At 64.6% G+C, this 26,610-nt stretch carries 19 protein-coding genes, 1 tRNA gene and 1 pseudogene; 12 read left to right on the top strand and 9 right to left on the bottom strand.

Annotation, left to right across the window (positions count from 1 at the left end; all coding sequences use genetic code 11):
- Positions 1–86 precede the first annotated feature (86 nt).
- Positions 87–785 (top strand): DUF881 domain-containing protein, encoded by a 699-nt coding sequence (locus RM2_RS15360; protein ID WP_084721831.1) that lies wholly within the window; start codon positions 87–89, stop codon positions 783–785.
- A gap of 209 nt (positions 786–994) precedes the next feature.
- Entirely contained in the window at positions 995–1,648 is a 654-nt protein-coding gene (locus RM2_RS15355) for an aminodeoxychorismate/anthranilate synthase component II (protein WP_072690486.1), read from the top strand.
- Between the two features lie 40 nt (positions 1,649–1,688).
- Here the strand turns inward: RM2_RS15355 and pknB are convergent, their stop codons facing one another.
- From pknB to RM2_RS15315, 7 genes are all read right to left on the bottom strand, one after another.
- Positions 1,689–3,608: a Stk1 family PASTA domain-containing Ser/Thr kinase gene (gene pknB, locus RM2_RS15350; protein WP_072690437.1), complete on the bottom strand. Its 1,920-nt coding sequence runs from the start codon at positions 3,606–3,608 to the stop codon at positions 1,689–1,691.
- Positions 3,605–5,017: a serine/threonine-protein kinase gene (locus tag RM2_RS15345; RefSeq protein WP_072690436.1), complete on the bottom strand. Its 1,413-nt coding sequence runs from the start codon at positions 5,015–5,017 to the stop codon at positions 3,605–3,607. The genes pknB and RM2_RS15345 overlap by 4 nt, the downstream gene beginning before the upstream one ends.
- A gap of 2 nt (positions 5,018–5,019) precedes the next feature.
- Complete coding sequence (locus RM2_RS15340) at positions 5,020–6,507, bottom strand: peptidoglycan D,D-transpeptidase FtsI family protein (RefSeq protein WP_072690435.1); 1,488 nt, start codon at positions 6,505–6,507, stop codon at positions 5,020–5,022.
- Positions 6,504–7,958, bottom strand: a complete 1,455-nt coding sequence (locus RM2_RS15335) for an FtsW/RodA/SpoVE family cell cycle protein (RefSeq protein ID WP_072690434.1) — start codon at positions 7,956–7,958, stop codon at positions 6,504–6,506. Before RM2_RS15335 ends, RM2_RS15340 begins: the two co-directional genes overlap by 4 nt.
- On the bottom strand, positions 7,958–9,448 hold the full coding sequence (locus tag RM2_RS15330) for a protein phosphatase 2C domain-containing protein (protein WP_072690433.1): 1,491 nt from the start codon (positions 9,446–9,448) through the stop codon (positions 7,958–7,960). Before RM2_RS15330 ends, RM2_RS15335 begins: the two co-directional genes overlap by 1 nt.
- Positions 9,445–9,909: an FHA domain-containing protein FhaB/FipA gene (locus tag RM2_RS15325; protein ID WP_072690432.1), complete on the bottom strand. Its 465-nt coding sequence runs from the start codon at positions 9,907–9,909 to the stop codon at positions 9,445–9,447. Before RM2_RS15325 ends, RM2_RS15330 begins: the two co-directional genes overlap by 4 nt.
- 248 nt (positions 9,910–10,157) lie before the next feature.
- The gene (locus RM2_RS15315; RefSeq protein WP_072690431.1) at positions 10,158–11,576 is read right to left on the bottom strand and encodes an FHA domain-containing protein; all 1,419 of its coding nucleotides are present in this window, start codon (positions 11,574–11,576) and stop codon (positions 10,158–10,160) included.
- 312 nt (positions 11,577–11,888) lie between these two features.
- Between RM2_RS15315 and RM2_RS15310 the strand changes: the two genes are divergently transcribed.
- The 5 genes from RM2_RS15310 to RM2_RS15290 all read left to right on the top strand — a co-directional run bounded on the left by RM2_RS15310 (position 11,889) and on the right by RM2_RS15290 (position 16,662).
- Positions 11,889–11,974 (top strand) — tRNA-Leu (locus RM2_RS15310).
- Positions 11,975–12,153: 179 nt separating this feature from the next.
- Complete coding sequence (locus tag RM2_RS15305) at positions 12,154–12,657, top strand: hypothetical protein (RefSeq protein ID WP_072690430.1); 504 nt, start codon at positions 12,154–12,156, stop codon at positions 12,655–12,657.
- Positions 12,654–13,121, top strand: a complete 468-nt coding sequence (locus tag RM2_RS15300) for an RDD family protein (protein WP_072690429.1) — start codon at positions 12,654–12,656, stop codon at positions 13,119–13,121. The genes RM2_RS15305 and RM2_RS15300 overlap by 4 nt, the downstream gene beginning before the upstream one ends.
- Positions 13,122–13,778: 657 nt before the next feature.
- Complete coding sequence (locus RM2_RS15295; protein ID WP_084721823.1) at positions 13,779–14,657, top strand: RCC1 domain-containing protein; 879 nt, start codon at positions 13,779–13,781, stop codon at positions 14,655–14,657.
- 796 nt (positions 14,658–15,453) lie between these two features.
- Complete coding sequence (locus RM2_RS15290; RefSeq protein ID WP_072690427.1) at positions 15,454–16,662, top strand: acyltransferase family protein; 1,209 nt, start codon at positions 15,454–15,456, stop codon at positions 16,660–16,662.
- Here the strand turns inward: RM2_RS15290 and RM2_RS15285 are convergent.
- Both RM2_RS15285 and RM2_RS15280 read right to left on the bottom strand, forming a co-directional pair.
- Positions 16,569–17,348, bottom strand: coding sequence for a hypothetical protein (locus RM2_RS15285; RefSeq protein WP_072690426.1), 780 nt, complete (start codon positions 17,346–17,348; stop codon positions 16,569–16,571). The genes RM2_RS15290 and RM2_RS15285 overlap by 94 nt on opposite strands.
- Positions 17,345–18,175 (bottom strand): DUF8176 domain-containing protein, encoded by an 831-nt coding sequence (locus RM2_RS15280; RefSeq protein ID WP_445009100.1) that lies wholly within the window; start codon positions 18,173–18,175, stop codon positions 17,345–17,347. Before RM2_RS15280 ends, RM2_RS15285 begins: the two co-directional genes overlap by 4 nt.
- Positions 18,176–18,465: 290 nt before the next feature.
- On the opposite strand from RM2_RS15280, the pseudogene RM2_RS15275 reads away from it, so the two are divergent.
- The 5 genes and pseudogenes from RM2_RS15275 to RM2_RS15250 form a co-directional block, all read left to right on the top strand.
- Positions 18,466–18,711 (top strand): annotated as a pseudogene (locus RM2_RS15275) (hypothetical protein); the annotation flags it as partial.
- 160 nt (positions 18,712–18,871) lie between these two features.
- Positions 18,872–19,195 carry an ABC-F family ATP-binding cassette domain-containing protein gene (locus tag RM2_RS15270; RefSeq protein WP_072690423.1) on the top strand — a complete coding sequence of 108 codons (324 nt, stop codon included), beginning with the start codon at positions 18,872–18,874 and terminating at the stop codon, positions 19,193–19,195.
- Positions 19,196–19,436: 241 nt separating this feature from the next.
- On the top strand, positions 19,437–24,041 hold the full coding sequence (gene gltB / locus RM2_RS15260) for a glutamate synthase large subunit (protein ID WP_072690422.1): 4,605 nt from the start codon (positions 19,437–19,439) through the stop codon (positions 24,039–24,041).
- Positions 24,034–25,485: a glutamate synthase subunit beta gene (locus RM2_RS15255; RefSeq protein WP_072690421.1), complete on the top strand. Its 1,452-nt coding sequence runs from the start codon at positions 24,034–24,036 to the stop codon at positions 25,483–25,485. The genes gltB and RM2_RS15255 overlap by 8 nt, the downstream gene beginning before the upstream one ends.
- Positions 25,486–25,594: 109 nt before the next feature.
- Positions 25,595–26,610: Ig-like domain repeat protein (locus RM2_RS15250; protein WP_174553863.1), on the top strand; the 1,016-nt coding region annotated here is incomplete at its 3' end.

The following is a 26,610-nucleotide window of genomic DNA, read 5'->3' as shown; positions in this document are numbered from 1 at the left end:
TGGGCAGGTAGATTCGAAATACCTGCGTGGGTACACGCTAACGTAGGTGAGATTCGCAGGGCGAGCACGAGGGGATGGAAACGCCGGTGACGAGATCCATCCCGTGGAAGATCGCAGTTCTGGGAGTGTGTCTCGCAGCCGGACTGCTGGTGTCCACCACAGGTGTGGCGTCGCACGGCAACGAACTTCGCGCCGGCGACTCCACCCGGTTGTCCGACCTCGTACGCAACGCGCAGGCCAAGACCGAAGCGGCCTCCGATACTCGCGATCAACTCGCGGCCCAGGTCGAAACGCTCCAGGAGGCGGCCGCCACAACTGACAGCGGAGTCGCACAGGCTCTCGCCGCCGCGAAGGCGGTTGCCGCGGACGCTGGTCTCACGCCGATGGCGGGGGCAGGGGTCACCGTGACGCTCACCGACGCCTCGCGCAACGCGGACGGCAAGTATCCGGTCGATGCAGCACCGGACGATCTCATCGTCCATCAGCAGGATGTCCAGAGCGTGCTGAACGCGTTGTGGGTGGGCGGTGCTGAGGCGATCAGCATGCAGGACCAGCGGATCGTCAATACCTCGGCGCCGCGCTGCGTCGGCAACACACTGCTGTTGCACGGCCGCACCTACAGCCCGCCGTACGTGATGTCGGCGATCGGGGATCCCAAGCGCCTCGCAGCAGCGCTCGCCAATGAGCCCGGAATCCGGGTCTTCAAGCAGTACGCAACGCGCTTCGGACTTGGATACGAAGAAGCCGCATCTACCCGATTGAGGGTGCCCGGCTACGCGGGCTGAATTGATCGGTCCCCGGCCGCGCGGGACACGAGTCGGTGGGTCCCCGGCCGCGCGGGACACGAGTCGGTGGGTCCCCGGCCGCGCGGGACACGAGTCGGTGGGTCCCCGGCCGCGCGGGACACGAGTCGGTGGGTCCCCGGCCGCGCGGGACACGAGTCGGTGGGTCCCCGGCCGCGCGGGACACTGTGACGGCAGAATATCCTGGCCCCATGAGGATTCTCGTCGTCGACAACTACGACAGCTTCGTGTTCAACCTGGTCCAGTATCTCGGACAGTTGGGGACGCAGGCGGTGGTCTGGCGAAACGACGATCCGAATCTCACCGGGCCGGCGGCGATCGCCGCGGCCGCGGCCGATTTTGACGGCATCCTGCTGAGCCCCGGCCCCGGCACCCCGGCGCGCGCCGGTGCGACGATGGACTTGGTCAATGCATCTGCCGATGCGAAGACACCGCTGCTCGGAGTGTGCCTCGGACATCAGGCGATCGGCGCTGCATTCGGCGCGACGGTCGACCGCGCGCCCGAACTGCTACACGGAAAGACCAGCATCGTCCACCACGACAATGCCGGTGTGCTCGCGGGCCTACCCGAACCGTTCACTGCAACGCGGTACCACTCGTTGACCGTGCTCGAGGACACTATTCCGGATGAACTCGAGGTCACGGCCCACACCGACAGCGGCATCGTCATGGCGATGCGGCACCGTGAACTCCCGATACACGGCGTCCAGTTCCATCCGGAGTCCGTGCTTACCGAGGGGGGCCACCGGGTGCTCGCCAACTGGCTCGCGATTTGTGGCGACGCCCCGCGGGAGTCCCTCGTAGCCACTCTCGAGGCCGAGGTGGCGATCGCATTGAGCGGGTAGTGCCGGTGAGTAGTCGACTACTCACCGGCAGCGCAATTGCCTACCTCGGGATGCCCAGCGTTCCGACCCGGATCGAGATGACGCTTGTCTTGGTGATTTCCGATCCCGCCGGTTGTTCCTGACTGATGATCCTTCCGACCTGGTCCGGATCGAGCGTGGCCGTCTGGGACTGATTCAACGAACTCGAAGACCCGGTCCACCCGGCGCTGCGCAGCAACGCGAGCGCTTGCGACACCGTCTTTTCGGTCAGGTCGGGCATCTGGATGTTGTTGCCGTTCGAGACCTTGATCGTGATGGTGTCACCCTCTGCGGCGGTCGACCCTCCGGCGGGGTCGGTGGAGACCACCTGACCCTCTTGCATGCCGGAGTCGACGTTCTCGACCGTCACCTCGAAGCCGGCGCCCTCGATGTTGGCTTGGGCGACCTCCACCGTCTGGCCCGCAACGTCCGGAACACGGACCTGCTCGGGACCGCTTCCCAAGGTGATCGCGACCTCGGAGTCGGGTGAGATGCTCGAACCCGACGACGGCCGTTGTGCGATCACCTTGTCGATGTCGGACTCGTCCGAAGGTGCGCGTTCGATGGAGCTATCGAGCCGCAGACCGGCCGCGTTCAACTCCTGCTGGGCTTCCTGCTGGTTCAGACCGGCGAGCCGGGGAATCTTCACTTGAGCAGGGCCCGAGGACACCTCGAGGGTGACGGTGCTGCCCCTGTCCACCTCGACGCCCCCGAGGGGCCGGGTGGTGATCACGTTACCGGCCGCCACGACGACATCGGGTTTCTGCTGCCGGGCGACTTGGAAACCTTCGCCTTCCAGCCTGGTCGCGGCGGCGTCGGCGCCCTGGTTCGTGACATCGGGCAGGGTCACCTGGTCGGCCCCGGACCCCAATCCCAAGGCGGTAATCAGGAACGCAGTGACGATACCGACGACGATGAGGGCGCCCAGCGCCATCAATGCCATCAGTATCGGACTTCGCTTCCGGTTCGGTTCGGTTGCGTCCGTTTCTTCTGCCGGGGTCTTGGTGGGTGTCGGCGGACGGTAGTTCCCAGCCCCGGAGTCAACGGCCCCGAGGATGGTGGTGCGGTCCTCGTCGCTCATCACCATCGGCGCGACGGGTCGCTGCCCACCGAGAACCCGGACCAGGTCGCTGCGCATGTCGGCGGCGGTCTGGTAACGGTTGGCAGGGTTCTTACTCATTGCCTTGAGGATCACGGAGTCGAGTTCGCGCGGAATATCCGGGTTGACGTCGGACGGTGTCTGCGGATCCTCCCGCACGTGCTGATACGCGACCGCAACCGGCGAGTCGCCCTTGAACGGCGGCTGGCCGGTGAGGATCTCGAACAGCACACACCCGAGCGAATACACGTCGGACCGGGCGTCGACCTGTTCGCCACGAGCCTGCTCGGGCGACAGATACTGGGCGGTGCCGATTACGGCAGCAGTCTGTGTCATCGGGCTGGACGCATCGGAGATCGCACGTGCGATGCCGAAGTCCATCACCTTCACCGCGCCCGCACGGTTGATCATCACATTGGCGGGCTTCACATCGCGGTGCACGATGCCGTTGCGATGACTGAAGTCCAGCGCTGCACACACATCCGAGATGACTTCCATCGCGTGGCGTGGCGACATCGGACCCTCTGCGCGCACGATGTCGCGCAATGTGTCGCCGTCGACGTACTCCATCACAATGTAGGGCAAGGGCCCGGCGTCGGTTTCCGCCTCGCCGGTGTCGTAGACGGCCACGATCGCTGGGTGGTTGAGTGCTGCCGCGTTCTGCGCTTCGCGGCGGAAGCGCAGGTAGAACGTGGGGTCGCGGGCAAGATCGGCTCGCAAGACCTTGATTGCCACGTCACGGCTGAGTCGGACGTCGCGGGCGAGATGGACCTCGGACATGCCACCGAAGCCGAGAATCTCACCCAGTTCGTAGCGTGCGGAGAGGTTACGGGGTGTGGTCATGGCTGTCCTTGTGGGGCCGGAGGAGCTGGTTCCTCCGGCGTGGTCGTCGTGGGTGGCGGCTCGGTCGTCGTCGTGGGTGGCGGCTCGGTGGTCGTCGTGGGTGGCGGCTCGGTGGTCGTCGTGGGTGGCGGCTCGGTGGTGGGTGGCGGTTCGATGATCGTTGGCGGTTCGATGATCGTTGGCGGCACGATGATCGTTGGCGGCGCGGTGATCGTCGTGGGTTGCTGCTCGAATGTGAAGACCGTGGTTGGGTGCGGTGTCGTCGTGATCGTCCGAAGCGACGACGTCACCACGGGCACCGTCGGACTATTCGTATCGCTCTGGCCGAACAGGACGAGCGCCACACCGATGATCGCCGCCAGCAGGAGCAGGCCGCCTGCACCCCAGGCCACCGCCATCTGGCCACTGGTCAGGCCGCCCTGTTTGTGGTCGTCGTCCTCATCGGAGCCTTCGGGAGGGGTCGGCCCGGTGACCGGCCCCGCGTATGCGTTTTGCGTCATCTGGGTGGGTCCCGCCATCGGCGGAGGCAGCACGCGGGGCGCCCCGCCAGTCGGCCGACCGGGAGGCGGTGGACGCCGCCCGGACCGGACCGCTGCGACAGCCTCGGCGAAATCTCCGCCACTGGCATAACGCACGGTCGGATCCTTCGAAATGGTGATGTCGATGAGTTCGCGGATGTTCGACGGCAGGTCGTCAGGTAAGGGTGCCGGAGCCTCCTGTACGTGTTTCATCGCGACGGTGATCGCGCCGTCGCCGAGGAACGGGCGGCGCCCCGACAGCGCCTCGTAGCCGACGATTCCGAGCGAGTAGACGTCGCTGGCCGCGGTGGCATCTTGTCCCAGTGCTTGTTCCGGGGCGATGTATTGAGCGGTGCCCATTACCATGCCGGTGCGAGTGATGGGTGAGCTCTCCACAGCCTTGGCGATGCCGAAGTCGGTGATTTTCACCTGACCGGTGGGGGTAATCAATATGTTGCCCGGCTTCACGTCGCGGTGCACCACCCCGGCGTCGTGCGCCACCTGCAACGCCCGGCCTGTCTGCTCGAGCATATCCAGAGCGTGCGGAACCGTGAGTCGCCCCACGCGCGCGAGAACGGCGTTCAATGGTTCACCGTTGACGAGTTCCATCACCAGGTAGGCGGTGGACTCGCCGTCGCTGTCGCGTACCTCACCGTAGTCGTAGATCCCGGCGATACCAGAGTGGTTCAACTGCGCGGTGGTACGTGCCTCGGACCGGAAACGCTCGAGAAATTCTGGATCCGACGAGAACTCGGATTTCAGTACCTTTACCGCGACATGACGGTTGAGTCGACTGTCGTTCGCCTCCCAGACCTGTCCCATTCCGCCGGTAGCGATGAGCCGGATCAGACGGTATCGATCGGCAATCAGAGCGCCGTTGTTCAGTGCCATGTTCAGCCCCCCTGGAGTCCGGCTGCGATGACGGCACGAGCGATTGGTGCGGCTACCGAGCCGCCGGTTGCGGCCAGTGAACGATCTCCGCCGTTCTCGACGATGACTGCAATGGCCACGGTCGGGTTCTCGGCGGGCGCGAATGCGATGTACCAGGCGTGTGGCGGCGTGTTCTGCGGATCGGTCCCGTGTTCGGCGGTGCCTGTCTTGGAGGCAATCTGGACGCCGGGGATCTTGCCTTCGCCGCTGGTTTCGTTTTCGGAACCGATCATCAGGTCGGTCAGGGTGTCTGCTACCTCAGGAGATATCGCCTGGCCTTCAGACACGGGGTTGGTGGTGGCAAGGTCGGAAAGGTCTGGGGCCTGCAAGTCTGATACCAGTTGTGGTTGCATCCGAACTCCACCGTTCGCGACGGTGGCCGCGATCATCGCGTTTTGCAGCGGAGTGAGCGCGACGTCGCGTTGGCCGATGCTGCTCTGGCCGAGTGCTGCCTCGTCGGGGATCATCCCGATAGTGCTGTCTGCCACGGGGAAAGGGACGCCGGGCATTTGTCCGCCGATGCCGAGTTCGCTGGACTGGTCACGGATCGCGTCGGCGCCGGTTTCGATACCCAGTTCGACGAACGCCGTGTTGCAGGACCGTGCGAAGGCCTCGCGCAACGACGCGGTGGGTGCGTCGCCACACGTCGAACCGTTGTAATTCTCGAGGGTCGTCGACGTGCCGGGAAGGGTGATCTGGGGGGCCGCCGTCAGTTGGGTGTCAGGGGTGGTTCCGGCGGCGAGCGCGGCTGCGGCCACCACGACCTTGAAGGTGGAACCGGGCGGGTATGTCTGCGACACCGCACGGTTGATCAAGGGTTTTCCCGGGTCGTCGTTCAGCATCTCCCAGGCCTGGGTGGTTTCGGTACCGTCGTGGCCGGAAAGTGAATTGGGGTCGTAGCTCGGTGTACTGACCATCGTCAGGATGTGCCCGGTGCTCGGTTCGATCGCCACGACCGAACCCGTGTAGCCCTTCGCCGTCAACTGGTCGTAGGCCACCTGCTGCATGACCGGATTGATGGTGGTCACCACGTTGCCGCCGCGCGGGTCACGCCCGGCCACGAGGTCGAAGAATCGCCGTCCGAACAGGCGACTGTCGGAACCGTTGAGAACCTGGTCCTCGGCGCGCTCGAGCCCAGTGCTGCCGTATTGCATCGAATAGAAACCCGTGACCGGCGCGTTGGCCTCTGGGCTCGACGGCGTCCCCTGGCCGGCGGGGTAGGTACGCAGGTACCGGTAGCGGTCGTTGGTAGGAACGGACGCCGCCAACACTTGACCGGCCGCCGAGATCTGACCGCGCTGACGCGAGTATTCGTCGAGTAGCACGCGGGAGTTCCGCGGATCGGCCCGCAAGTCGTCGGCCTTGATGACCTGGACGTAGGTGGCGTTGGCGAGGAGGGCAACCACCATCGCCATGACGGCGATCGCGACGCGGCGCAGAGGTGTGTTCATGAGCGAGGCATCATCTCGGTTGGGGCGTCGGCGATGGGCCCGGGGCCCTTCTTCTTCGGGACGGCCGGCTCACGTGCGGCGTGGGAGATCTTGATCAAGATCGCGAGCAGAAGGTAGTTGGCGAGCAGCGATGATCCACCGTACGACATGAACGGTGTCGTCAGACCTGTGAGGGGGATCAGCTTGGTGACGCCGCCGACCACCACGAACACCTGGACGGCGATGGTGAAGGACAGGCCGGCCGCGAGGAGTTTGCCGAAGCTGTCGCGCACGGCCAATGCCGTGCGCAACCCGCGGATGACGAGCACCAGGAAGAGCATCAGCACGGCGGCGAGACCGATCAGCCCGAGTTCCTCGCCGACGGTGGCGACGATGAAGTCGGTCTTCGCGAACGGCACCTGTGAGGGCCTGCCCCCGCCGAGTCCCGTGCCGGCGACACCGCCGGTCGCGAGGCCGAACAGCGACTGCGAGATCTGGTAGCCGGTGTCGTTGTAGTCGGCCAACGGGTCGAGCCAGGTGCTCACACGGACGCGGACGTGGCCGAACATTTGGTAGGCGAAGAAGAAGCCGATGGTCAGCAGTCCCAGGCCGATCAGCAACCATCCGACGCGTTCGGTGGCGATGTAGAGCATTACCAGTACGGTGCTGAACAGCAGCAGCGACGTTCCGAGTTCCTTTTCCAACACGAGCACGCCCACCGACACCATCCAGGCGACGATGATCGGGCCGAGGTCGCGGGCCCGGGGCAGGTCGATGCCGAATACGTGCTTGCCGGCAGTGGTGAACAGGTCTCGTTTCGCAACGAGGATCGAAGCGAAGAAGATGATCAGCAGGATCTTCGAGAACTCGCCGGGCTGAATGCTGAATCCGGGGAGCCTGATCCAGATTTTCGCCCCGTTGACTTCGGAGAGGTTCGCCGGCAGGACCGCAGGGATCGCGAGGAACACCAACCCGGCGAGACCCAGCGTGTAGCTGTAGCGGGCCAGGAGACGGTAGTCATTCAGCAACACCAGTACGGCCACGAATCCCGCGATTGCCAGCGTGGTCCACAGAACTTGCTGGTTCGCGTCCGGCGACGGGGTGGGAAGGCCGAAGTAGACGGCGGACTGCTCGTCGGCGAGATCGAGTCGGTGGATCAGTACCAGACCCAGCCCGTTGAGTAACGCGACGATCGGAAGGATCAGTGGGTCGGCGAAGGGTGCGAACCGACGCACTGCGAGATGCGCGATCAGGAACAGCGCAGAGTAGGCGGCAGCGTACTTTGCGAGGTCCCAGCGCAGATTCTGTTCCTGGCTGGCCTCGACCAGCACCAGCGAGATCGTCGTGATCAGGATTGCGAAACCGATCAGGATCAGCTCGGTGTTGCGTCGGGTCGGTTGGGCGGGAGCCGGCGCGAACCCGCCTGGCGGACTGGGAAACTGCGCCCCCGGTGATGGGCTGGCAACCGACATCAGTTGGCCGTCCTGCAGTTCTGACCAGGAACCTGGGTCATGGGAGGCATCGGGGTGTCGGTGGGCGGTGCGGGTATCTCTTGCGCAGGTGCCGGTATCTCCTCGGCTGGTAGCGGTGCCACCTCGGCTGGTAGCGGTGCCACCTCGGCTGGGGGAACGGGTGCCAACGGCGGCGTTGTCTCCGGGGTGGGTGCCAGAGTGGTCGCGGGAACGTCGGACGATTCCGGCTCGCAGATCGGAAGCAGGTCGTTCTCGGCGAGCCGTGCCATCTGGTTGCGGGCGTCGTCGAGGTTGCCTGAGGGCAGTCCGGCACGGACCTGCTCGCGCGCGGACGGCCTGAGATCATCGACCTCGAGAACGGTGCAACCGCTCGCTGATTCGTTGGGCGACATCAACCTCAGGTCGCCCGTGTCGCTGACGCAGCCGAGGAGATTCGCCTCTTGCAGCGAGTAGCCCAACACCGAGCCGGGAACCCCACGCAACACGGTGACGCGCTCACTGTCTGCGCCGACGTAGTAGTTGTTGCGGATCAGAGCCTGCCCGACGAATGCAGCGACGGCGACCACGACGATCAAGCCGAGGGTGAGGGCGGCCCACCACATGCGATGGCGCTTCTTCGTTGGTGGTTCCGCGGCCTGCGGAACCACTCGTTTCGGGGTGGCACGCGGCGGACGCATCGCGGCGGCACGACCGGCGGACGTGTTGGGTGGAGGGGCGTCCTCCTCGTCGTCGGTGGAGGCGGCGCCGGCCACGATGGGGTGGCTCTGCCCGTAGTCGAGGTCGATGACATCGGCGACGACGACCGTGACGTTGTCCGGACCGCCGCTACGGAGGGCGAGCTCGATGAGCCGGTCGGCGCATTCATCCTGAGAACTCTCACGCATGGTGTTTTCGATGGTCTCGTCGCTGACCACGTCCGACAGTCCGTCGGAGCACAACAGGTAGCGATCCCCGGCGCGGGCCTCGCGGACCGTCAGCGTCGGCTCGATCTCGTTGCCGGTGAGGGCGCGCATAATGAGCGAGCGCTGCGGATGCGTGTGGGCCTGCTCGGCCGTGATCCGTCCCTCGTCGACGAGCGACTGCACGAACGTATCGTCCCGGGTGATTTGGGTGAGGGAGTCGTCACGCAACAGATAGGCACGGGAGTCGCCGATGTGGACGAGCCCGAGTTTGCTGCCCGAGAACAGGATTGCCGTGAGCGTGGTGCCCATTCCGTCGAGCTCGGGATCTTCCTCGACGTGGTCGCCGATGGAGTCGTTGCCCTCGCGGGTGGCAGCCTCCAACTTGCCCAGGAGGTCTTCGCCGGGTTCGTCGTCGTCGAGATGCGCCAGTGCGGCGATCATCAACTGTGACGCGACCTCACCGGCAGCGTGACCGCCCATTCCGTCCGCGAGCGCCAGGAGGCGGGCACCGGCGTAGACAGAATCTTCGTTGTTGGAACGAACGAGGCCGCGGTCGCTGCGAGCGGCATAGCGGAGTACCAGGGTCACGGGCGCAACTCGATTACCGTTTTGCCGACGCGTACGGGAGTACCGAGCGGCACGCGGACAGATGTGGTGACCTTGGCACGATCCAGGTAGGTGCCGTTGGTCGAGCCGAGGTCTTCGACATACCAGTCGGCCCCTCGTGGAGAGAGCCGAGCGTGGCGGGTGGAGGCGTAGTCGTCAGTAAGGACGAGGGTGGAGTCATCGGCGCGGCCGATGAGGACGGGCTGCGTTGCGAGCGTGATGCGGGTACCGGCCAGACCGCCCTGCGTGACCACCAGATACTTCGCGGTCTTCGCCTTACCCAAGGACGGCAGGACGTTGCCACCGCGGGAATATCGAGGCGGCACGCGTACACCGGAGCCGGCGTAGATGTCGCCACGCAATGTCCGCAGGACGGCCCACACGAACAGCCACAGCAGAAGCAGGAAGCCTGCTCGTGTGAGCTGCAGAATCAAACCTTGCACAGCAGTTCCGCCTCCTTCCATTCATGGCCGGAACATCCGAGGTTCCCGGGTCTGTTTCTGGCAGCATTATATGGGCAACCCGCACCCTGCGATCAGGATACGGGCAGCCCACCACGATACTCAGTCCGCACCGGGTTACGGCCGACTCCGCGTCCGACGCGATGTCGGCCAGTACCGAAGCTGTCTCGGTTATGTCTCGGCCGGGAAATCAGTGGCTGATCCCAGTGGCTCCTCTGGTGGGGCGAGCCTTAAAGGATTCGGACAAGGATCTCCGAATGACCTGCCCGGACGATATCTCCGTCGGCAAGTTGCCAATCCTGGACGGGTGCGCCGTTGACCGTGGTTCCGTTGGTGGAGCCGAGGTCAGAGAGCATCGCGACCTGCCCGTCCCAGCGGATGTCGATGTGGCGACGCGACACGCCTGTGTCCGGAAGTCGGAATTGTGCCTCCTGGCCGCGGCCTATGACGTTGTTGCCCTCGCGCAGCTGGAAGTGCCGCCCGCTGCCGTCCTCGAGCTGCAACGTGGCGGTGAACGTCTGGCCGGCGCGCGGGTATGGCTGCTGGTAGCCGCCCTGGTCGTAGTCGGCGTAGGCCTGCTGGTCGTACCCGCCCTGCTGGTCGTACCCGCCCTGCTGGTTGTAGCCCTGCTGCTGGTAGCCGCCCTGGTCGTAGTCGGCGTAGGCCTGCTGGTCGTACCCGCCCTGCTGGTCGTACCCGCCCTGCTGGTTGTAGCCCTGCTGCTGGTAGCCGCCGTCGGCGTAGGAGCCGTCCGGGTAGCGGGCGGGGGCCGCTTGCTGGTCGTACCCGCCCTGCTGGTCGTACCCGCCCTGCTGGTCGTACCCGCCCTGGTAGTCCTGCTGCTGGTAGCCGCCGTCCGCTTGCTGGTCGTACCCGCCCTGCTGGTCGTACCCGCCCTGCTGGTCGTACCCGCCCTGCTGGTCGTACCCGCCCTGCTGGTCGTAACCGCGAGCCGTGGACCCCTGGTCGTATGCTTGGCCGTACGCCTGCTCCTGCGGGTACGCATCCTCCGGCGGGTACCCGCCACGGTCGTAGCCATTCTGGTTGCCCTGGGGATACCGCTGATCCTGGCCGGGGTGGGCGTGACCGTTGCGCGCGTCCTGTGGGTTCGGCTTGCGGTTGCCCGCCGGTTCGCGGCTGGGGTCGTAGCCTGAATTCTGCGTCATGGGGCCAGCTCCTGGATTCGACGTGACGGGTACAGATGGTGCCTGTGGTCGCGGTAAGGGACCGCGTGGCGGTTCGGGTCGCCCCGACGTGGTGGCACCGGCGCGACCTGCGTCCGGATCCACCGAACCCCGGGTGCGGAACTGCCCGGTGTGCATTGACGGCGACGGTTCGAACGCGACTTGGATGGGACCAAACGTCTGCCATCCCTGCTCGCGAATGAAGTCTTCGAGGTGACGGGCGAAGGCCCTGACCGTCAGGTCTCTGTCAGCGGCAAGTTCATCGTGGTCCGAGTTGTTGATCGCGATCAAGTAGCTGTTGGGAGCGAGCAGATGGCCACCCTCCAACTGCTGGATCTGGTCGGCGGCTTCCTGCTGCAGGGCGGCTTCCACCTCATGCGGCACGACGCCGCCACCGAAGACCCGCGCAAACGCATCACCGACGGCTCCTTGGAGCTTCCGCTCGAAGCGTTGAACAATTCCCATCCGATCGGAACCTCCTTCCAGTGCCGTGGTGTGGTACGCCCAGTGTCGTGGTGTGGTACGCCCAGTGTCGTGGCGTTGTTCGTGTCGAAAACATGTCTGTATTGCGGACGGCTAAGCGTGGTGACACTGTCGTGTCGTGACACCGCCGTGCGTGTATCCCACGGTACTGTCATTGCGACCCGTCACGACACCGGTCCGCGCAACAGCATGATATCGGTCTTCGCCCGGAGGGGTACGACCGTGGCCTTTTTGGGTCTGAGCTGTACGAATCGTAATTCTCGGGGATCCCGTGATAATGTTCTGCAGTCGCTCGGGCGAGTGGCGGAATGGCAGACGCGCTGGCTTCAGGTGCCAGTGTCCTTCGGGACGTGGGGGTTCAAGTCCCCCTTCGCCCACCAGCAATGATTCTCAGGAGTCACGACTCGAGGCCACGAGCTCTGTTGAGTTCGTGGCCTTTGTGTTTGTACCGAACCGGTCGTCCTTGGTCGTGCGCGACCAACGACTTCGACGTGGACCTCCCGGTGGCGAAAATCGAAAAACTGGTGCGTAGGCGGCTTCAACCGTTTTGGATAAGGGTATGGACGGCGCGAAGTCCTCTGATCCGGTACGCCTCGTGATCGGTGCCGCCGCCACCGCGGGCGCGGGATTGCGTGGCGCGATCGGGTTCGGCCTCGATGTGGCGCGGCGTGTGCCAGGTGTCGATCCCGTGCTGGCAACCCTTGAAGACCGCGGCACCGAGACACTGCACACCGCGGACGAACTCGCGGATCGGGTGCTGCACGCGGTGCTACGGAAGGTCGTGCAGGTTGGGCTGCTCGAAGTGGACATCACCGCGATCGTCCGCGATCACGTCGATCTCGACGTCGTCGCCGAAGGCATCGACCTCATCGATCTCGCTGACACCGTGATCGAGGGTGTGGATTTGCCGCGCATCATCCGTGAGTCCACCGGGTCGATGTCCAGCGAGGCGGTGCTCGGCGTGCGGAGCCAGGGAATGCAAGCCGACGACGCCGTATCAGGGTTCGTCGGCAAGTTGTTCGGGCGCTCTCAGGAACAGTCGGTGGAACGGGGTGAAGGATGAGCGGACCCACACATCATTCCGCGGGCATCATAACCCGAGGGTTTGCCGCCGGCATCGACCTGTTGGTCGCATTGGCAATGATGGGCTTTATCTATGTGGGTGTGTTGCTCGCCACGTTGTTGTTCTCACCGCAGGAATTTTCGGCTCCCGCCATCCATGCATTGCACTCTGTGACCACGTTCCACGCTGTGGCGGTGCTGTATCTCACTGCATGCTGGGCCCTCAGCGGACGCACAGTCGGAGCGGTGACGATGGGGTTGCGGGTGGTAAGCCGCAACGGCGAGTTGATCGGCTGGCTGCGGGCCTTCCTGCGCGCCGTGTTGTGCGTAATGCTCTGGTTCGGGCTGCTGTGGGCTGCCGTCGACCGTCGACGCCGCTCGGTTCAGGACATCCTGCTGCGGACCGCCGTCGTCTACGACTGGGAACCGGACCTTCATCTCGGCGAAGCCGTGCCGGGGAAGTGACGGCTCCGCGGCGGGTGCGTCACCGTGGCACTGCGTTCCACCTCGAGCACCACCGAGGACCTCGCGCGCTCGCCCGGCCTTCGGTGGTGCTGGGGAAAGCCGCCCGGAGGGTACTGCCCCGGAGGTGTGGCCTGATCTGTCAAGCGATGACCGCTCATGAAACGTGTAGATGAGCATGTTATCGGGATGATCCCCGCGTGGTGGCGGGGGAGCAGGACTTAGGTGTTCCTTCGGAAGGGGCGCCTAGCCGGATGATCCCGCGTGTGCGGGTCGCAGACGGTGACACGCCGGAACCGCAAGCGGGTCGCCACAGTCGCCGTCGAGACCAGATAGATTGTCGGCTTACTCGCATAGATCGTTCGGGACCGGACGTCACTCTTCGTCAGGACAGGCAAGCCGTCTGTGTTCGGGTAAAGCCATCGCCTCAACAAAACAGGAAGATAGGGCAGAACCGCGTTGACCAGTACACGAACCAGACGACACCGCCACAGGACGGTAGCCAAGCTCCTCCTCGCATTCACCGCGGCGCTGGGGCTGGCTGCCTCCGTTGCTACTCCGGGCATTGCTGCGCCGGTTGGTGTTGCGATATCAGACGGTGGAACCGTTCACGCTTGGGGATATGACGCAGCATCTGGGCGAACCGAGATCCCGCAGACGTTGGCCGACAGGACCGTTACCGCCATCGCCACGGGCTCTCGCCACTCGATGGCGCTCACGGACGACGGTGTCGTTCATGTATGGCCGACCGACAACCCGGTCTTGGCGTCGAGTAGCCCTCCAGGGGAGCTCGATGGCAAGAGGGTTATCGCCATCGCCACCGGCAATGTTGCCGGCGACTACTTCCTTGCTCTGACCGACGAGGGCGTCATCCATGCGTGGGGAGCCAACGGCAGTGGGGAAACCGACATCCCCGAGGAATTGACCGGGAAGAGAGTCACTGCCATCACGGCGTACGGAATGCGGTGGGCTGCCCTGACCGAGGACGGGGCCATTCATTTGTGGCACCCCTACAGCTACATGCGATCCACGCCCAGCGAGTTGCAGGGAAAGACGGTCACTGCCATTGCCGCAAATACGCGCGAGTGGGTGGCCCTCACCAGCGATGGGTCCGTGATTTCCTGGACCGGCTCGGGGGAGAGTCCAAGCAACCCGCAGGCGTTGGACGGTAAAACCGTCACTGCGATCGATGCCGCCGACCGTTATGGAATGGCTCTCACCGACGACGGAGCCGTCCATGCGTGGGGCCTGAACAACTTCGGACAAACCGATGTGCCGCAGGAACTGACAGGAAAGAAGGTTGTCTCTATCGCCGCAGGTGCCGAGCATGCCATGGCTCTCACCGATGACGGTGTCATCCATGCCTGGGGTAGCAACGGCAACGGGCAGGTTGATGTCCCCCAAGCACTTACAGGTAAGACCGTCACCGCCATCGCCGCAGGATGGCGCTACTCGATGGCGATCGAAAAGGACTCGTCCCCTGACCCTTGTGGCTCCGGTTCGAGCGGAGGTTCAATCGGATCCCTCTTCGGCAGTTGACGCGAACAGGGTCGTGAACTATGAGCGCTCGCGACGTGCCTCCGAGTTAGGGCGCGGCGCGGGCGCTCGCGGTATCTGCGCGGCAGCATTGGATCTTCGTACCTCCTTGGAGATGAGACGGTCTCCGGCGCAGGCCACAGCGCAGAGATCACCGCAGGCCGCAATGTCTCACAAGTTGATTCCATAAAGACGATGTTTCGACGAGGCAGGCCTCAGTTTTGACACGCATCCACTGTGTGAGGGTCACCCCCCGGATCGGAGAGGAACCGCATGCCCGGGGTGGTGCCCCTTTCCGAACGCGAACCAACCACGGTCACCGTCGGGCCAGCGTGATGCCCCGGCCTACCGCACCCTCCTCGGCGACCCGGCCCGCCCGCCGTTCCGGGTCGGCTCCCCGATCCGAGGAAGACACCCGCCAGTACGCCACAGGTGTGCCAACGCCGTCTCGGCGGGCCGGCCAGGATCGTGCGGGGAGGAATCCGACGGGTGGGCACCGGCAGCGTTCCCGGCGCGGACCAGTTCAACACCGTGCGGTACGAAACCCGTGTGCCCACTCCTTCCGCCTCGTATGCAGATCTTCCGCAAGAAGACACGGAACTACACAATTTCGAGAACGGCTAAATCCCCAAAGACGATGTGTCGTGATCCTCGGTGAATCGGACCTTGTGGGCAATCTCCAAAATGGGACATACGCACTATTTCGCCCAAGGAGCCCTAGCTGATGATTTGGAAGCCTTCTTGGGACAGCTATTCTGTGCGAGCGTCTCGTGACGCTCGGCAGTGAGGAGCAGTCGCAGTGGATGCAGATTCCGTCGAGAAGAGTGCGCGGCGGTCCACGATCAGTTCGCTCACCGGAGTGCGGGCTTTCGCGATGCTCCTCGTGGTGGGGGCGCACGCAGGCTTCTGGACCGGTAAATACACCCCGGATCTTGTGGGCGCGGTGTACTCGCGTCTCGAGATCGGAGTGGCCATCTTCTTCGTCCTGTCGGGGTATCTGTTGTTCCGACCGTGGGTGAAGGCTCTGGCCGAAGGGCGTGAGGGCCCGGCTGTGGGCATGTACCTCCGGCATCGGGCACGGCGAATCCTGCCCGCATATTGGATCGTTGTAATTGCGACGTACACGATCTACCTGTTCCGCGATTCCGGTGACACCGGACTCGGGATGGATGGGTTTCTGCGGAACATGACCTTCACGCAGATCTATGGCTTCGGTCATCTCCACGACGGCCTGACGCAGACGTGGACTCTGGCTGTGGAGGTCGTCTTCTACATGCTCCTGCCGTTGATCGCCTGGGGGCTGGTGGTCGCGGTGTGTGGCAGGCGTTGGCGACCTGGCCGACTGGTGGCGGCGTTGTGCGTTCTGGCGTTGACCACCCCGCTGTGGATCGTGTTCACGCACGCCGACACCCAGATTTCGATCACCGCGCGTCTGTGGTTTCCCGGTTTCTTCGCGTGGTTCGTCGGTGGGATGGTCCTAGCCGTGGCCGCGACGACGCTTCGTCGCTTCAACCCCTACGCAGCGGGTGGCGGAGCCCTCGTCTGCTTCCTACTGGCCATCACACCGGCGGCAGGTGAGGCGACGATCGTCCCTGAGGACGGCGGGGCAGCGATCACCAAGGCGTTCCTCTACCTCGCGTTCGCGATGTTCCTGCTGGCTCCGCTGGTCATCGGCTCACAAAACGGACCGATGGGCTCTCTGTGCTCGTGGGCGCCCATGGTGTGGCTCGGCGAGATCTCGTACGAGTTCTTCCTCGTGCATCTCGTCGTCATGGAGTTCGTCATGGAGATGCTCGGCTACGGGATATTCCAGGGTTCCGCGGTGGGCGTGTTCATCGTCACCACCGTCCTGTCCATACCCCCCGCGTGGGCACTGCACAGAGGACTTGCGCGCATCGTGCTGCGGCGCAGGGCTCAGACCAGTTCCGACCGACCCTCGCCGACCGCCGTTGCAGCGGCGGAGAGTCGCTCGTACGCGGCTCGGGTCTCCGGTGCCAGCAGATCGTGACTGATGACGACCCCCGCGCCGAGGTGTTCGTCATAGGGGATGGTTTCGATTCCCCACACCTGTGCGCCTAGGTACTCACGCAGAAGATCGACGTCCACCTGCCAACCGGTGGCATCCTGATTCGACACCGTGACCACCGTCCGCGCGACGCCCGACTGGCCGAGGGTGTCGCCGATCGACTGCAGCGCGGAACGCAGGCGGTTGAACGCGTCCGCCCGGCATGGCACCACGAGGATGATCGGCGACGGCGCGGATAACAGCGGTGCCAGGTAGGCGGCGCGCAATCGGTGACCGATGTCGTGGACGGCGCTCCCGCCGCGGGCTTGCAAGACGCTTGCAAGAGTGTGGTATTCGCCATCCACGGCGCTGTAATTGCCGATGCGATTCAGAATGCGGGCCCCGACGCTCGTGCGAGAGCAGAAACCGCCGAACATGTCGGGCTCGACCGAGCCTGTTGCCGCGGACGCCACCAACTGCTCGAGACCGCTCATGGAGAGAACGTCGTCGGCGCCGCGTTCGGCGATATCGCCGCCGGCAGGTGTCGCGTCGACGGCGATGACAGATCCTCCGCTGGCCGCAGTGGTATTCGCGAGGCCGAGCGTTGTCGTGGTTGCTCCCGCCCCACCGCAGGCCCCGAGGACGAGCGTTGACACGGGAAGGGGTTGCAGCAGCGGTTCATTCGTCAATTCGAGGCTCCAATGGATGTGATGTAGGTCCGGCCGCCGACGTCGGCTGTGGTCACGACCTGCTCGTATCTCTGCTTCAACCCGCCGGGTCGCAATTCCGACAGTGTCACGGCATAGCGGCCGGTTTCGGTCTCGGTGATTTCGAGGCAGTGTTCGGTGCCATCGGGGAGCGTGTCGATGCCATCCTGGATGTCCTCGGCAGACCCCAAGAGTGCATCGGGCGCCGCGATTTCACGGGCCTTCGCGCCGTCTCGTTCGACGTAGTACGCATAGTCGAAGGCCAGGATCGCATCACTGCCGTCGGTGGTTCCACCGGGTCCGTTTCCGACGACCGTTGCGCCGTCTCGTGCCCCGACGCACCAACCGGCGTTTTCATCAGCGGGCGGCTCATCAGGCGCGTAGGTGGATGGCGTGTCGGTGGACTGCGCGTCGGTGGACTGCGCAACAGCGGACGGGGACGGCGCGTTACCAGACTGCGTAACGAACAAGGCGACGCCACCGCCGGTCAGGGCGATTGCCGCGAACGCCGCGACGGCGACGGCGATTTTCCTCTTGCCGCGGCCGCGGCGGACGGGTGGTGCGGGAGAGGGTTCGTCCTCTGCCGACAGCCATGTAGGGGCTGGTGGAGGCGGAAGGCCGCGGTAGCGTTCCGCCGGGGGCGCGGCGGCCGGGAGGTCGTGTTGGCCTTCCACCGGGGGCGCGGTGGCCGGGAGGTCGTGTTGCACGGCTTCTCGCGTCGGTGCCGCAGCCGGAGCAAAAGGTGGGAACCAGTGTGAGAAGCGATCGAGGGGAGCGCTGTCGTCGTTTCTGTTCGGCGGTTCTGTCACAGCTGAATCCTCCACACGTCGCTCCCTCGCGCAGAGCCGACCCCCGGCCTGGCCTCACGCGAGGGATTCAAATCACACCTGCAGCGATGCGATCACCCCAACCACCTGCCCGAACTCGGGGCACTGGTCAGTCGGTTCTGCCGCGCAATGGCGCAGTCATCGTTGATCGCCCCACGATCGCCCCCGGTCTTTCCAGTCCCACTACCGCGGAAAGTACCAGACGGGTCGGGGCCATCGCGATCTCCGCGCACCGGTGATTCCGGTCAGGCCAGGCCCGCTCGAAAACGTGTTCGGCATGTGGTGTGGTGAAAATCAAATTGCGCCTGTCCGAACGCACCTTTGATTGTGGGTGCGGTCTGAACATGGACCGCGACCGAGGTGCTGCCCGGATTCTGGCGGCGCTGGTCGAAACGTCTTCCCCGAGTTGCGGGGTGACGGTAAACGAGCCCGATGGAAACCCATGTCAGTCCCGCACTGTGGGCACCGGGTGCCGCCACGGGAAGGGTCACCCTGGTGACCCACTGTCGGGACCGTGAGATTCCGGCTCAGGGAACGCTTCTACACGTTTCATGAACGGATGATCACTCGATTGGGTGAACGTGACCGGGACGACTGGCGGATCTTGGCGAAAACGCCGCCGGCGAACAGAGATGAGCTGGTGAACGCACTGGTTGCTTTCGTGCTGGCCTCGACCGCGTGCGGACGACCGCCCGGTATGCACTCTTCGTGGAGGTTGCGTCGACGCCCGGGCTGGAGACGATCATCCGCTCGATCCGGTCCGGGCTCGTCGAGCGGGGGGCGGACATGCTGGAACTGGTGGGATCGAGGAATCCGGCAGCCGGCGCAGCGGCAATCACCGATTACCTGGACGGAGTGGTCCTTCGCCAACCGGCCATGCCTGACAAGCACTTCGATCCGGCTTCCGGATTCAGCGCGGTGTTCGGCGCACTCGTTCGCCATTTACACACTGAAGTCGGCCGAGGTCCGCGCCCGAGTTTGCACAATCCAGAAGATGGATAGGTTAACCTAAATTGTGTTCTCACGGGGGTTCTGACTTATCGTTTTCTCTATACGTTGGACCCACGAAAGTCCGACCCAACCGAAAAGCCACGTCGCCCGGCGCGAGACCACACCCAGCGTGTCGCAAAAGGCGACAGCCGATCGGTGGTACCGATCACGTCGTGACGGTGCTTGTATTGCAAGTTGATGGCCATCAGCGCTGCTGGTCGTCGGTGCATCTCTTGGCATACGAAGGCTAGGTATGAAGCAACTTCCAGGCCCTCAGGGTCTATATCACCCCGCAAACGAGCACGACTCTTGTGGTGTCGCGTTCGTCGTGGACATGAAGGGCCGAAGCAGCAGAGACATCGTCGAGAAGGCGATCACCGCTTTGGTGAACCTCGAGCACCGTGGTGCCGCAGGCTCCGAACCCAATACGGGTGACGGTGCCGGCATCCTCCTCCAGGTCCCGGACAAGTTCTTCCGCGCCGTGGTGGACTTCCCGCTGCCCGCTGCAGGAACGTACGTCACCGGCATCGCGTTCCTCCCGCAGAGCAAGGCCGACTCGCAGCGTGCCGCGGACGCAGTGGAGAAGATCGTCGAGAACGAGGGACTGAAGGTTCTCGGTTGGCGTGAGGTGGGAACCGACGATTCGTCGCTGGGTGCTCTCGCTCGCGACGCCATGCCCACGTTCCGGCAAATCTTCATCGGCAGCGAGAACGACGCTCTCACCGGACTCGAACTCGAGCGTCGCGCCTACGTCATTCGTAAGCGCACCGAGCACGAACTGGGCAGCGAAGGTGCCGGCCAGGACGGCCCCGGTCGCGAGACCGTGTACTTCCCGAGTCTGTCGAGCCAGACCTTCGTCTACAAGGGGATGCTCACGACCCCGCAGCTCAAGGCTTTCTACCTGGATCTACAGGACGAGCGAGTCGAGTCGGCCCTCGGACTGGTGCACTCACGCTTCTCCACCAACACGTTCCCGTCGTGGCCGCTGGCCCACCCGTTCCGCCGCGTGGCCCACAACGGTGAGATCAACACGGCCGCCGGCAACGAGAACTGGATGCATGCCCGCGAAGCACTCATCGACAGCGACATCTTCGGTGGACCCGGGCGCAGTCGGCTGGAGAAGATCTTCCCGATCTGCACCAACGGTGCCAGCGACACCGCGCGCTTCGACGAGGTGCTCGAGATGCTCCACCTCGGCGGCCGCAGCCTGCCGCATGCAGTCTTGATGATGATCCCGGAAGCTTGGGAGCGTCACGAGGGCATGGACCCCGCGCGACGGGCGTTCTATCAGTATCACTCGTCGCTCATTGAGCCGTGGGACGGACCTGCCTCGGTGTGCTTCACCGACGGCACCGTCATCGGCGCAGTACTCGACCGCAACGGCCTGCGCCCTTCGCGTCTCTGGGTGACCGACGACGGCCTCGTCGTCATGGCCTCCGAGGTCGGCGTCCTGCCGATCGACCCGGCCAGCGTCGTCAGGAAGATCCGGCTGCAGCCCGGCCGCATGTTCCTCGTCGACACCGAGAAGGGTCGCATCATCAGCGACGACGAGATCAAGTCGGAGTTGGCTGCCGAGCACCCCTACCAGGAGTGGCTCGAGCAGGGGCTGACACACATGGACGACCTGCCGGACCGCCCGTATACCTACATGTCGCATGAACGTGTCGTTCTGCGTCAGCAGATGTTCGGGTACACCAGCGAAGAGGTCAACCTCCTCGTGAAGCCGATGGCGGCTTCCGGTGCCGAGGCCCTGGGTTCGATGGGTACCGACACCCCGATCGCCGTGCTGTCCGCGCGGTCGCGGATGCTGTTCGATTACTTCTCCCAGCTGTTCGCTCAGGTCACGAACCCGCCGCTCGACGCCATCCGCGAGGAGGTCGTCACCAGCCTCGGCGGGACCATCGGACCCGAGCACGACCTACTGCAACCCTCAGCGGAATCCTGCCGGCAGATCTTCCTGCCGCAGCCGATCCTGCACAACGACGACCTGTCGAAGCTCATTCACGTCAATGACGACGGTGAATTCCCGAACTTCCGCAGCGTCATCATCCGGGGTCTGTACCCGGTGGCAGAGGGTGGAGCGGGCCTGCGCAAGGCCCTCGACGACGTCCGTTACCAAGTGTCCGAGGCCATCGCCGGCGGTGCGCGCATCATCGTCCTGTCCGACCGTGAGTCGAACGAGAGGTACGCGCCGATCCCGTCGCTGCTGTTGACCTCGGCGGTGCACCACCACTTGGTGCGCGAGAAGACGCGAACCAAGGTCGGTCTCATCGTGGAGTCCGGCGATGCCCGCGAGGTGCATCACATGGCGCTCCTCATCGGTTTCGGTGCGGCAGCGGTCAACCCGTACATGGCGTTCGAGACCTTGGACGAGGCCGTCCGCAACGACGAGTTGCAGGGCGTCACCCTCGACAAGGCCATCCAGAACTACATCAAGGCAGCAGGCAAGGGCGTGCTCAAGGTGATGTCCAAGATGGGCATCTCCACCCTGGCGTCCTACACCGGCGCACAGCTGTTCCAGGTCATCGGTCTGTCGCAGGAACTGGTGGACGAGTACTTCACCGGACTCAACTCGAGCCTGGGCGGTATCGGTCTCGACGAGATCGCCGCCGACGTCGCAGTCCGTCACTCCAACGCGTACCTGGACCGTCCCGAGGAGCGCGCGCACCGCGAGCTGGAGGTGGGCGGTGAGTACCAGTGGCGACGTGAGGGCGAGTACCACCTGTTCAACCCGGACACGGTGTTCAAGCTGCAACATTCCACGCGCACCGGGCAGTACGAGGTGTTCAAGGAGTACACGAAGCTGGTCGACGACCAGTCCGAGCGCCTCGCAGCATTGCGCGGCCTCTTCGAGTTCAGGAAGGGCGTCCGCGAGCCCGTCCCGCTGGAGGAAGTCGAGCCTGCCACCGAGATCGTCAAGCGTTTCTCGACTGGTGCGATGAGCTACGGCTCCATCTCTGCCGAGGCGCACGAGACCCTCGCCATTGCCATGAACCGTCTCGGCGGTCGATCCAACTCCGGTGAGGGCGGCGAGGATCCGGCACGCTTCACTCCGGACGAGAATGGCGACTGGCGTCGGTCGGCGATCAAGCAGGTGGCCTCCGGACGCTTCGGTGTCACATCGCACTACCTGACCAACTGCACCGACATCCAGATCAAGATGGCGCAGGGAGCCAAGCCAGGTGAGGGCGGCCAGCTGCCGGCGCACAAGGTGTACCCGTGGGTCGCCGAGGTCCGGCACTCCACGCCCGGCGTCGGTCTGATCTCGCCGCCGCCGCACCACGACATCTACTCGATCGAGGATCTCGCGCAGCTGATCTACGACCTCAAGAACGCCAATCCGGAGGCTCGCATTCACGTGAAGCTGGTCTCCGAGGTGGGTGTCGGCACGGTTGCCGCGGGTGTCTCCAAGGCGCACGCCGACGTCGTGTTGATCTCCGGTCACGATGGCGGCACCGGCGCCACCCCGCTGACCTCGATGAAGCACGCGGGCGCTCCCTGGGAGCTCGGTTTGGCCGAGACCCAGCAGACGCTGCTGCTCAACGGTCTGCGCGACCGCATCGTCGTTCAGGTGGACGGACAGCTCAAGACCGGTCGTGATGTCATCATCGCCGCACTGCTCGGTGGTGAGGAGTTCGGATTCGCGACCGCCCCTCTGGTCGTGTCGGGCTGCATCATGATGCGGGTTTGCCACCTCGACACCTGCCCCGTGGGTGTCGCCACGCAGAACCCGGTTCTGCGCAAGCGGTTCAGCGGCAAGCCGGAGTTCGTCGAGAACTTTTTCCTATTCATCGCCGAAGAGGTCCGCGAACTCCTGGCCGAGTTGGGTTTCCGCACCCTCGTCGAGGCCGTCGGGCAGGCCGATGTCCTCGATACGACGAAGGCGTTCGAGCACTGGAAGGGCAGCAAGGCGGGCAACCTCGACTTGTCGCCGATCCTGCACCAGCCTGAGTCTGCGTTCATGAATCAGGACCTGCACTGCACGGGCACTCAGGATCACGGACTCGACAAGGCCCTCGACCAGCAACTGATCGTCGCGAGCCGCAATGCTCTGGACAAGGGCGAGAAGGTCACGTTCGAGTCGCCGATCACCAACGTCAACCGCACGGTCGGCGCCATGCTCGGCCACGAGGTGACCAAGGCGTTCGGTGGTGCGGGCTTGCCCGACAACACGATCGACATCACGTTCACCGGTTCGGCGGGTAACAGCTTCGGTGCGTTCGTTCCCAAGGGCATCACCCTTCGCCTGAACGGCGACGCCAACGACTTCGTCGGCAAGGGGCTATCCGGTGGGCGCCTCGTGGTACGTCCGCCGCTGGTGACCGCGCCTGGTTTCGTCGCTGAGGACAACATCGTCGGCGGCAACGTGATCCTGTTCGGTGCCACGAGCGGCGAGGCACTGCTCCGCGGTGTCGTGGGGGAGCGGTTCGCCGTTCGCAACTCAGGCGCCACCGCGGTCGTCGAGGGAGTCGGCGACCACGGATGTGAGTACATGACGGGTGGCAAGGTCGTCATCCTCGGTGCGACGGGACGTAACTTCGGCGCCGGCATGTCCGGTGGCGTCGCGTACGTCTACAACCCGGACAAGGTGTTCGAGGATAATCTCAACACGGAACTGGTGGATCTCGAGGACCTCACGGGTGATGATTTCACCTGGCTGAAGTCCGCCATCGAGCGTCACCGCGACGAGACGGGCTCCGAGGTTGCCGCGCGCATCCTCTCCGACTGGTCGCAGCAGGTCACTCACTTCGTGAAGGTGATGCCCCGCGATTACAAGAAGGTGCTCTTGGCCATCGAGGCCGCGAAGAAGGATGGAAAGAACGTGGACGAAGCAGTGATGGAGGCAGCTCGTGGGTGATCCAAGCGGCTTTCTGAAGCACACGTCACGCGAACTTCCGGTTCGCCGGCCGGTGCCGCTGCGCCTGCTCGACTGGAAGGAGGTCTACGAGGATTTCCCATCGGATTCCCTGAAGGCCCAGGCCAGCCGGTGCATGGACTGCGGTATCCCCTTCTGCCACAACGGCTGTCCACTGGGGAATCTGATTCCCGAGTGGAACGACCTGGTGTACCGGGACCGTTGGCACGACGGCATCGAGCGTCTGCATGCCACGAACAACTTCCCGGAGTTCACCGGGCGTCTGTGTCCGGCGCCCTGTGAGGCGTCATGCGTCCTGGGTATCAACCAGGACCCGGTCACGATCAAGCAGGTTGAGGTCGAGCTGATCGACCGCGCCTTCGACGAGGGCTGGGTCAAGCCGGTGCACCCCACCCGCTCGACGGGCAAGAAGGTGGCCGTCGTCGGTTCCGGTCCCGCGGGTCTCGCTGCAGCGCAGCAACTTACCCGAGCGGGCCACATAGTCACCGTCTTCGAACGTGCCGACAGGATCGGCGGACTGCTGCGCTACGGCATCCCCGAGTTCAAGATGGAGAAGCGCCACATCGATCGCCGTCTGGACCAGATGGAGGCCGAGGGGACGGTCTTCCGGACGGGTGTGAACGTGGGCGTCGACATCACCGCCGACGCATTGCGGGAGCAGTTCGACGCCGTGGTTCTGGCCGGCGGTGCCACCGCCGCCCGTGACCTCCCGATCCCCGGCCGCGAATTGGACGGCATTCATCAGGCGATGGAGTTCCTTCCGATCGCCAACCGAGTGCAGTTCGGCGACCTCGAGGAACCCACGATCACCGCAGAGGGCAAGAAGGTCGTCATCATCGGCGGAGGCGACACCGGTGCGGACTGCCTGGGCACCTCGCACCGTCAGGGTGCGGTGAGCGTTCACCAATTCGAGATCATGCCCCGGCCTCCCGAGACCCGCGCCGAGCAGACGCCGTGGCCGACGTACCCGCTGATGTATCGCGTTGCCTCTGCCCACGAGGAAGGCGGCGAACGACTGTTCTCCGTCAACACGGAGCAGTTCAACGGGGTTGACGGCAAAGTGACTGCGCTCGCGGCCCACGAGGTCGAGATGAAGTCAGGTCGCTTCGAGAAGGTGGAAGGCTCGGACTTCGAAATCGAAGCCGATCTCGTGCTGCTGGCGATGGGCTTCGTCGGTCCTGAGAAGCCTGGCCTGCTCACCGATCTCGGCGTCGATCTAGGCGAGCGCGGCAACGTCTCCCGAACATCGGAGTGGGCCACCAATATCGACGGCGTATTCGTGGCCGGAGACATGGGACGTGGACAGTCTCTGATCGTGTGGGCGATCGCCGAGGGCCGTTCTGCGGCCGCCGCTGTCGACGCGTTCCTCGAGGGCTCGACGGCGCTGCCCGCGCCGATCGTGCCGACCACGGCACCGCAGCGTTGATCTGAGGGAGTCTTCACAGCACTTTCGGACCAGGGCCCGATTCCACTCGAGGAGTGGGTGGAATCGGGCTTTGGTATGTGTGGAGAAACCATTTCTGGACGGTTGACCAGTGCTTTTCTGGACCATCGACCAGAAGCGCTGCGGTGGTGACCTCGGAGCGATTACTCTCCCTGGCGACGCGATCGACGTCAGCCCTGCCAAGTTCGCAGGGGCGAAAATCCGAGGAGGACCCTTGCGTTCGTCAACCCTGCGCAAATTCGCGGCACCGCTGGTTGCGGGCATCGCCGCGGCGGGACTGATCATGGTCGGTTCCGGCACGGCCGGCGCCGAGGCGCCGCCGCCGGCATCGAGTAACACCCTCAACGACGGTCGGCTGCAGCTGACGAAAGAGGTGGTCGGCAGCAATGTCGTGAATCCCGGTGACACCGTCACGTACAAGACCACGGTCAAGCACCGCGGCGGCGGGATCCGGTTGTCGGTCCCCAAGATCCGGGACGTTCCGCCGGCCGGGTTCGAGTTGATCCGTGACAGCGTCAGGGTCAGGTACGACAATTCCTGGAACAAGGCGGATCTCAGCTACAACTCCGATGGCGGGGTGACCGCGAGGTGCAAGAGTGACTGCACCTTCGTCGTCGGCGGGTTCGACCTCAACGACAACGAGGTGATCACGCTCGAGGCGACGTATCGGATCCCTGACGACACGGCCTTCGGGGAGTACGACAGCGGCGCGCTGGTCGAGATCAGGACCTGGTCCGGCGACCGGGGTAGCAAGAACTTCGGGGTGTTCGTCCGGGTGGACGATCCGGTTGTGAGGACGTCGACCAGCCTGCACGCGCCGGCGGCCGCCGAGGTCGGTGTTCCGATCAAGTTGGTTGCGACGGTTGATCCTGCCGCTGCGTCCGGTCGGATTCAGTTCAAGGACGGCGGGAACGATATCGGTGCCCCGGTCGATGTGGTGGGCGAGGAGGCAAACCTGACGCACACGTTCGATGTCGCGGGTATGCGGGAGGTGACCGCGGTGTTCCTCGCTGACGGGGGATTCTACGGCTCGACGTCCGCGCCGCAGACCATCGACGTCACCGCCGATACCGCGACCGAACTGCAGGTGTCGCCGAATCCGGTGCT

The organism is Rhodococcus marinonascens NBRC 14363 (assembly GCF_001894885.1).
In the GTDB taxonomy this organism is placed as follows: domain Bacteria; phylum Actinomycetota; class Actinomycetes; order Mycobacteriales; family Mycobacteriaceae; genus Rhodococcus_F; species Rhodococcus_F marinonascens.
Note: the sequence above shows the minus strand (reverse complement) of the source record. Positions and strands in the feature narration are given on the sequence as shown.

Coding starts and splice junctions, on each gene's coding strand:
- RM2_RS15355 (WP_072690486.1), top strand. CDS start 995: ATGAGGATTCTCGTCGTCGACAACTACGACAGCTTCGTGTTCAACCTG.
- pknB (WP_072690437.1), bottom strand. CDS start 3,608: ATGACCACACCCCGTAACCTCTCCGCACGCTACGAACTGGGTGAGATT.
- RM2_RS15345 (WP_072690436.1), bottom strand. CDS start 5,017: ATGGCACTGAACAACGGCGCTCTGATTGCCGATCGATACCGTCTGATC.
- RM2_RS15340 (WP_072690435.1), bottom strand. CDS start 6,507: ATGAACACACCTCTGCGCCGCGTCGCGATCGCCGTCATGGCGATGGTG.
- RM2_RS15335 (WP_072690434.1), bottom strand. CDS start 7,958: ATGTCGGTTGCCAGCCCATCACCGGGGGCGCAGTTTCCCAGTCCGCCA.
- RM2_RS15315 (WP_072690431.1), bottom strand. CDS start 11,576: ATGGGAATTGTTCAACGCTTCGAGCGGAAGCTCCAAGGAGCCGTCGGT.
- RM2_RS15305 (WP_072690430.1), top strand. CDS start 12,154: ATGGACGGCGCGAAGTCCTCTGATCCGGTACGCCTCGTGATCGGTGCC.
- RM2_RS15300 (WP_072690429.1), top strand. CDS start 12,654: ATGAGCGGACCCACACATCATTCCGCGGGCATCATAACCCGAGGGTTT.
- gltB (WP_072690422.1), top strand. CDS start 19,437: ATGAAGCAACTTCCAGGCCCTCAGGGTCTATATCACCCCGCAAACGAG.